The organism is Candidatus Omnitrophota bacterium (genome assembly GCA_023819145.1).
In the GTDB taxonomy this organism is placed as follows: domain Bacteria; phylum Omnitrophota; class Gorgyraeia; order DTHP01; family DTHP01; genus JBFWKV01.
The window spans coordinates 1-8,448 of sequence record JAMWCW010000020.1 but is presented as its reverse complement, the minus strand read 5'-3'; the positions used below and the strand labels follow the sequence as shown (position 1 = coordinate 8,448).

Annotated in this window: 8 protein-coding genes; all 8 read left to right on the top strand. The window is 35.4% G+C overall.

Annotation, left to right across the window (positions count from 1 at the left end; translation table 11 throughout):
• The first annotated feature begins 129 nt into the window (after nucleotides 1-129).
• Entirely contained in the window at nucleotides 130-2,406 is a 2,277-nt protein-coding gene (locus NC818_07365) for a tetratricopeptide repeat protein (GenBank protein MCM8784560.1), read from the top strand.
• Nucleotides 2,407-2,425: 19 nt separating this feature from the next.
• Complete coding sequence (locus NC818_07360) at nucleotides 2,426-4,720, top strand: tetratricopeptide repeat protein (GenBank protein ID MCM8784559.1); 2,295 nt, start codon at nucleotides 2,426-2,428, stop codon at nucleotides 4,718-4,720.
• A gap of 127 nt (nucleotides 4,721-4,847) precedes the next feature.
• The gene (locus NC818_07355) at nucleotides 4,848-5,048 is read left to right on the top strand and encodes a hypothetical protein (GenBank protein ID MCM8784558.1); all 201 of its coding nucleotides are present in this window, start codon (nucleotides 4,848-4,850) and stop codon (nucleotides 5,046-5,048) included.
• A complete protein-coding gene (locus tag NC818_07350) occupies nucleotides 5,049-5,315 on the top strand; it encodes a type II toxin-antitoxin system mRNA interferase toxin, RelE/StbE family (protein MCM8784557.1) in 267 nt (88 codons plus the stop codon).
• Between the two features lie 58 nt (nucleotides 5,316-5,373).
• A complete protein-coding gene (locus tag NC818_07345) occupies nucleotides 5,374-6,525 on the top strand; it encodes a hypothetical protein (protein ID MCM8784556.1) in 1,152 nt (383 codons plus the stop codon).
• A 56-nt stretch (nucleotides 6,526-6,581) separates the two neighbouring features.
• A complete protein-coding gene (locus tag NC818_07340) occupies nucleotides 6,582-7,100 on the top strand; it encodes a prepilin-type N-terminal cleavage/methylation domain-containing protein (GenBank protein ID MCM8784555.1) in 519 nt (172 codons plus the stop codon).
• Between the two features lie 74 nt (nucleotides 7,101-7,174).
• Complete coding sequence (locus NC818_07335) at nucleotides 7,175-7,546, top strand: GxxExxY protein (protein MCM8784554.1); 372 nt, start codon at nucleotides 7,175-7,177, stop codon at nucleotides 7,544-7,546.
• Entirely contained in the window at nucleotides 7,521-8,102 is a 582-nt protein-coding gene (locus tag NC818_07330) for a prepilin-type N-terminal cleavage/methylation domain-containing protein (protein ID MCM8784553.1), read from the top strand. Before NC818_07335 ends, NC818_07330 begins: the two co-directional genes overlap by 26 nt.
• Nucleotides 8,103-8,448: the final 346 nt, after the last annotated feature.

Sequence of the window (8,448 nt, the reverse complement as noted above, 5' to 3'; positions counted from 1 at the left end):
AGGTTGGATTTATGGAAATTACAATGCCACTGGCTCTACCACTTCCAAGGGAAGGACAATTCTTCCTTGCCGAACTGTGGCTGCCGACGGCATAAATACAACCAATGACTGGTAGATATTTACCACCCTATGTCTGAGAAAAGAGCCAGATTTTTTCTTATTTTTATCTGTTTTTTTTTAATCTTTATTTTTTCCCTCCGCAATATCTTTGATTTAGACATCTGGGTGCATTTAAAAACTGGAGAATACATCTTAAAAAACCGGCAATTTGTGCACACAGATTTCTATTCCTATACTGCTGAGGGAAGACCTTGGCTTAATCCTCACTGGCTCTTTCAGGTCTTTATCTATTTAATCCATCGCTTCTGGGGTTTTCCGGGAATAATTATAATTAAAACCCTCTTTATTCTTTTATCATTTTTTATTCTTTTCTTGATAGGGTATAAAAAAGAAAATACTCTCTTTTACCTTCCTCTTTTTCTTGTTACCATTTTATCCGCTAAGGAAAGATTTTATGAGCGTCCAGAATTTGTCAGTTTTTTATTTATTGCTCTTTATTTAAAAATTATTTACGATTTTCGCACAAAAAAAACAAAAGCAATTTTTCTTTTACCCTTTCTGCAAATTCTCTGGACAAATCTCCATGTCTTTTCCTTTGTGGGATTGGGAATTTTCGCAATTTTTTTGCTTGGGGACCTAATTTCCTGGAAGATAATTCTTCCCTGGGATTGGAATAAAAATTGTATTTTTAAAAATAGGGATTATTTTCTTTTTTTGAAGATATTTTTTTTCTGTCTTCTGGCGAGTTTTATTAATCCTTTTGGATATAAAGTATTTCTTCTTGCCTTAAATCTTTTCCGTTTTATTGGCAATCATCGGGATATCCTTGCCGGAGGGATAAGTGAGCTTGTCCCTCCCTTTTCACGCACGGGAATCCTTTCAGGAGGTTATTTTTACTATAAGATTTTTATACTTATAAGCATGGTTACTTTTATTTTAAATTATAGAAAAATAGACTTAAGTTCATTCTTTTTCTATGTTATTTTTCTCCATTTATCTTTATCCTCTATCCGCAATATTGTTCTTTTCAGTATGCTTGGTTATGTAATCTCGGTAAAGAATTTGAATGATTTTTTATTTTACATACGGCCTTTTCCCAAAACAGGAACTTTTAAATTCTCAAAATTTTTGATAAAAAGTATTATTTCTTTGTATATTTTAATTACGGTAATTATTACTGCTTATCAAGAAATTTCCTTTACCTATTATGTTGAAGGTAAATTGGAGAAGAAATTTGGTTTGCATAAGTCTTGTTTTTATCCTGATGGACAGATTGATTTTATTATAAAAAATAATATTCGTGGAAATATTTTTAATTCTTTTGGCTTTGGAGCTTATTTTATTTACAGATGTTTTCCTGAGAGAAAGGTTTTTATTGATGGAAGAACCGATGTTTACGGGGAGGAACTCTTGCGTTATTATGCGGATCTTCACCTCTATCCCTCGGTATTGGAAGACTTAATTGGAAGATACAAAATAGACTATTTTCTCTTAGACATCAATGCCCATAATTTATTTAAGAAACTTTACGAAGATAGAGATCACTGGCGTTTGGTCTATTTTAGCCATGAGGGGGCAATATTTATAAAAAATATTCTCCAGAATAAAGAATTGATTGAAAGATACAGACTCGATTTAGAAAAACTTCCCCCTGAATCTCTTGGAGACTACAGTAATCTAAGAAAAAAGCCTTTTCCCATATCCTGTTTTTCTAAGGGAGAGCTTTTCTTAAAACTTGGGCTTTATGAAAAAGCAGAACAAGAGTATCTCTTGGGATTAAAAATAAATCCTAAGATTGCAGGTTTCTATAATAACTTAGGGGTAATTTATCAAAACCAAGGTAAAGTTGAATTAGCCCGAGAATATTATCAAAAAGCATTAGAGATAAATCCGCGCTTGATCAATGCGGTTTTAAATTTGGGAGCAATCTATCAAGCAAAAGGAGACTTAGAGGCTGCACTCAAGCTTTATAAAAAAGTTCTTCCTCCCTGGGGTCCTCCCAATGCTACCCTTTATAACCATTTGGGAGATATTTACCGTAAAAAAGGGCTTCTGCGTCAGGCACTTTTATATTTTGAACGGGCGATTTTCTTAGAACCCGACCGTTTTGAATTCTATTATAATAAAGGATTGGTGTTGTTAGATATGGGGAAAGTAAATCAGGCGCTGGATGCATTTTATAAAGCAAGAGACCTTGAACCCACTCTGGCAATTATCTACAATAATATTGCTGCCTGTCTTATAGAACTGGGGAAATATGAAGAGGCAGAAAAGGAATTAAAGCATGCCTTAGAACTTGACCCTAACTTAGAGGAGGCAAAAGAAAACCTGAAAAAACTTAAATAATGAAACAAATATGCAATGTATGAAATGTAACATTATTTTTTTGATTTTTATTTTGGGATGGGTGGCCATTTTATCCAGTTCAAGAATCTGGGACTTAGATATCTGGATACATTTGAAAACCGGTGAGTATATCCTGAAAAATCTTAAAATTCCCAAAGCCGATATCTATTCCTATACCTCTGAAGGACATCCCTGGTTTAATGCCGATTGGTTGTTTGGTGTAGTTAATTATTTATTTTATAAATTTGGAGGTATGCCAGGATTGGTTATATTAAGAATTGTTGTTTTTTCCTCCATATTTTCCTTTCTATTCTTTTTTCTCTATAAGCAATCCCATAATTATCTACTGAGTATAATTCTTTTATTTTTTGCTATCTTAGTTTCTAAAGAAAGGATTGTGGAGAGACCGGAGATGTTCAGCTTTTTATTTGCTCTAATTTATCTCTATATCATTTTTAAATTCCGCAAAGAAAATACAAAACTGATCTGGATGATTTTACCTCTACAAATTATTTGGGTTAATCTTCACATTTTTGCTATTCTCGGAATAATCTTTCTCTGGATTTATATCTTTGCAGAGTATATCAATTTAAAAGTAAAACTTGTCTGGGAATGGAATAATAGTTCTTTTTTGGATAAAGAAAAATTCAAGATTCTTCTCTGTGTAGGATTGTGGACAATTATTTTTACAAGTGTTAACCCCTGGGGAATAAAAATTTTCAAGGAATATTTTTCTATATTTAATTTTGCCTATAGGCATTTAGATATTTTCCCCGGGGGGATTGTGGAGTTAAGACCTCCTTTTATTGAGGGAGAAATCTTTGGACTCAGCCTCATTTATTATAAAATTCTTATTCTTATTTCGCAGTTTTCCTTTATACTCAACTATCGGCGTATAAATCTGGGAAATCTCTTTTTATATTTTCTTTTCCTTTATTTTTCACTCCTTGCCATACGCAATGTGGCTTTCTTTGCCATCGTAACTATGCCCATGGTGATGGATAACTTAGGCAATTTCTTTAAGGGGAAAAATGGTTTTTTAAAATTTGCTCATCACTGGAAGAAAATTTTTATTGCCGGCACTTTTTATTCTTTAGTCATTTTAGGTTGTATTTATTTTTCTCTGGAAACAATTTTTTCTGCATTTACAATGGATGGGGAAATTCAAAATCGCTTAGGATTTAGAAAGGAGAGTCCTATTCATCCCAAGGAGGCGATTGATTTTATTCTAAAGAATAATATTCGGGGAAATGGTTTTAATAACTTTGGTTTTGGTAGTTATTTTATCTGGCGTGCTTGGCCTAAATTGAAAGTCTTTGTAGATGGAAGAACCGGAGTTTATACTGAAGACCATCTCCAATTTTATGCTGAAGTTTTTTTATACCCCTATACATTTGAGCAATTGGTTAAAGATTATGACCTGAATTATTTTCTCCTAGATATTAATTCCAGCAAAGTTTTACTGGGCAGATTGATGAATGATAAAAACTGGCGCTTGGTTTTTTTTGATGCCAAGGCTTTGGTTTTTGTAAAAAATAGTGAAGAAAACAAGTCGGTGATTGAAAAATATGCCATTGATTTTAATAATTGGCAGGATTCTGAACCGGAAATGGAAATAAAGACCTTTCCCTTCAGGCAAAAAAGAATATATCCACTTTCCTATTTTAAAAAGGCAGTATTTTTTGATTTAATAGGGAGAATAGACCTGGCACGTTTTGAATATGAAAGGGCAATTAAAGTTAATCCTTATCTGGGAGAACTTTATAATAATCTCGGAGCAACCTATCAGGCAGAAGGTAATTTGGAAAAAGCCCTTGACTATTATGAAAATGCACTTTTAGTTAATCCCGACCTTCCTTCAACCCATGCCAATTTAGGTTTTATTTATGAAAAATTGGGAGAGAAGGAGAAAGCGATAAGGGAATATAAGATGGCTACTTCAGGGAAAGGGGGTTTGTCTGCGGAAGCACATAATAACTTAGGTTGCATCTATTTTGAAAAAGGACTTTATCGCAAGGCACTGAAAGAATTCAGTAAGGCAATTGGGATAAACCGGGCAAGAGCAGAGTATCATTTCAATTTGGGTTCGGTGTTTCAAGCAATGGGACAAATTGAGAGCGCAATTTCAGCTTATCGGGAAACCATCCAGCTTGAACCTGAGAATGTTAAGGCTTATAATAACTTAGGCTTCTGTTATCTGGCAAAAGGAGAGAATCAGAAGGCAAGGCGTGCTTTTGAAAAAGTCTTAGAGATTGAGCCTGAGAATGAAACTGCCAGGGAAAACTTGGAGAAAATAAATAATGCGACAAAATAAGCATTGCTTAAAATGGTACATTAAGAAGAAATGAAACCGGTCCAATTTATGCGATTGAAAAATAAGAGGATTTTTTCTTGTGGATTTCTTTCAGATTATGGTAAAATTTGAACTAGGAGGTGAAGAAATGCGGACAATTTTTCATGAGAAATTTATTGTAGATGAAAATGGTAAACGCACTGCTGTGGTTATAGACGCAAAAAAGTATATGAAAATATTGCGTCTCTTAGAAGAAGCACAAATCTTGAAGGTTATCCGTAAAGGAGAGAGGGAATATCGCAAAGATAAATTGAAGCCTATTCAGTCATTATCGGAACTTGATAAATAAATGGTGATTACCAAAATCTATCCTACCACTCATTTTATTAAGGCATATAAAAGCTTACCTGAAGAAATAAAATTGCGTGCTAAAAAGAGAGAAAAGATATTCAAAACCAATCCCTTTGATCCACGTCTTAAAACTCACAAACTCAAGGGAAGATTGAGAGATTATTGGTCATATTCTGTAGATTATCAGTACCGAATTTTGTTTCGATTTATTAATGATGAGACCGTTCTCTATTATGATATTGGTACACATAGTGTTTATAAATAAAGACCATAGTTGGAGGAGAAATCAGTTACATTGTTAGGCATAAAAACTGAGAAAAATAATGCGAAAAAATAAGCATTGCTTAAAATGTTGCGTTATTGGGGTAACTTTGATTGAGTTGATGTTGGTTTTGGTAATCATTGCCGTTGTGGGAATGGCAATCACTGGGAGGATGCTTTCGGGAATTGAGAAGGCAAAGGTATTAGCAGCGGGAAGGCAGTTGGTTAGCCATATCAGACTTGCTCAGGAGAGAGCAAAACTGGAGCAGAGGAATATTACTTGTGAATTTGATGCAACCAATGAGACCTATAAGATTTATCAGGCAGGACTAAATTTTGATGGCAATGATTATGTGAGTATAGCAACTTCTGCAAGCATAGACCCTTCCGGTGGAATGGGCGGAATAACGCTTGAAGCCTGGGTAAAACCCTCTGCTAACACAGGTAACTGGCAAGTCGTAGCAATGAAAGGGAGTACAGACGCAGAGATTGATTACAAGACGGAAACTGGCGAGTTCAGACTAGGCGTTACAAACACTAGTGGCACAGGAGTTGTATTTAATATTTCTTCGGGCATAACCACAGGCTCATGGTATCATTTAGTTATGACTTACGATGGAGCACTAATAAAAGGTTATGTTAATGGTTCCTTCCAAAGCTCTCAATCTCAAACGGGCAATGTGAGAAGTAGTGGAACCGGTATGCTCTTGGGACAATACGCAAGTTCATATTATATTAACGGCCTCATCTCCGAAGTCCGCATCTACAATCGGGCTTTGACTCAAGAGGAGATTCAATATTCCTATACCTACAAAAAACCGCAAAATCGGGCAGGACTTGTTGGCTGGTGGAAATTGGATGAGGGACAAGGCACAACTGCCTATGATTCCTCAGGTTATGGCAATAATGGCACAATTAACGGCGCAACTTGGGCTCAGGGAGTAATCGGTTATTTGAAGGACCCGGCCAAGGGTTATCAGGATATTAATTATGATTTTGATAATCTATCGGAATTTAAGGGAGTAAAGATTTCTTCAGTGGATTTTGATGGTTCAACCATTACCAACTCTTCCAAATTCAGTTTTGATTCCTCAGGAAGGTCCAAAGTAGGGACAGAGAACTTGTCGGCAAATGGAACGATAGTTTTGTCCTGCGGAAATCATACACTTACAATCACGGTGAATCGGGTAACCGGAGAGGTGACCATAGAATAGGTTCGTTATAGTGTTATTGCGTTATAGTGTTATAGCGTTGTAGAGAATATTGGGCTATGAGGATAAAAAGAATTGAAGAGTTAGAAGCCTGGAAAATAGATAAGGTTTCTCAAATTGACTCTGGATTGATTAAATCTCTCTTTAACACCAAACGCAATAACGCAAAGACGCAAAGACGCAAAAACGGTTTTACACTGGTAGAAATTCTTATTGCTATTGCGGTTTTGAGTATGGGAGTGGCTTTGTTTTTTAATGCCTTTACTCAAGGGATGAAAGGGATTTTAGCCGGACAGAGAAGGGTAATTGCTGTAAATTATGCTCAACAGGTGATGGAAAAGTATGTAATGCCCAAGAAATTTAATGACCTGGTATTAGGAACTTATTATGTAAATAATGCTACCGCCGAAGGTTTTAAATTGCAGTATATGGTAAATTATGTCAATTCCTTGAATCTTGATCAGATAGTAAGCAGTGGAGATTATAAGCGGATTCTGGTGAGTGTAATTGATAATCGGGGAATTGTTCCCCAGGTGAATTTGATAATGCTGAAGACGGACTACGAGGGGTTGGAGTAAATACAGTAGCGCTAAAAAACGCTAAAATATAACGCGAAAAGACGCGAAAATGGCAGAGCTAGTTTACCAAAGATTTGTCATATGTAATACAAGGAGTAGCATTTGATATTTATAAGAAATTGGGAAACGCACATAAAGAGAATGTTTATCATAATGCTTATATAGTTGCCTTGAAGAATAAAGGATTAGATATAGAAAAAAATAAACATATAGAAATATTTTATGAGAATAAAAAGGTAGGAACATATGCACCGGATTTAATTGTTAATGATGAAATTCTAATTGAATTAAAGGCGAAGCCCTTCTTAACCAAAGAGGATATCAGGCAATTCTGGCATTATCTTAAATCTTCGATGTATAAAGTGGGTTATCTAATTAATTTTGGCTCAGCAAATAAAGTTGAGATTATTCGACGTGTCTATGATACTGCAAGGACGAAAATTTAGCGTATTTTCGCGTTGGCTTTCGCGTGTTTTAGCGATAAAGAAGTCTGTTACCCTCGTTGAGTTACTCATTGCCATTGCTATTGTAGGAATTATTTCCTTAGGGCTTACCTTTATGCTTACCCAGGGACTTAAGGTCTGGACGGGGGGGACTGCCAGAACCGATATTGTGGATAGAGGAAGAATTGCCTTGGAAAGGCTTTCCCGGGAATTGCGTCAGGCAGAGCGCTTTACGGTGACTACCTGGACGGCAAATAATATAAAATTCAATGTGGTCTTAGGAGGAACTACCTATATTGTGGAATATAAACTTGCCAATAATTCCCTTTTGAGGAGTGAAAAAACCAGCGCGGAAGCAAGTGACGATTTTATTTCCCTTGCCAATTATGTCAATAATTTAACTTTTACTTATTATAATAAAATAGGAAGCACCCCTGCTTCGGCAAATGAGATTCGTACCGTGCGTGTGAATTTAGTAATGGATATGCCTCAACCAGAACAGGATGTAATCTTAACTTCGGAAATTCAGTTGAGGAATTTTTATACCTCGGGAGAATAAAAACATAGAAGCAGAATGATGCAGATAACAACGCAGATATACGCAGAAAAGGCGTAGAGGCAGATTGACACTGATGACCACGCGGAAATGGAGAAATTATTATATAAAGAAGAATCATATCAAATAAGAGGGGCGTGTTTTTGTGTATAGAAAGAATTTGGAGGAGCTTTTAAGGAATCGGTAATTCGGAAGGCTCTGGTTAAAGAATTAAAAGAGCGGGGCTTATTTCCGGAGATAGATAAGAAGATAGAAGTCAGATTTAAAGATGAAAAAGTGGGAGTATATGTGCCAGATTTAGTGGTTAATGATAAAATATTGATTGAGCTCAAAGTAAAACCCTATTTAA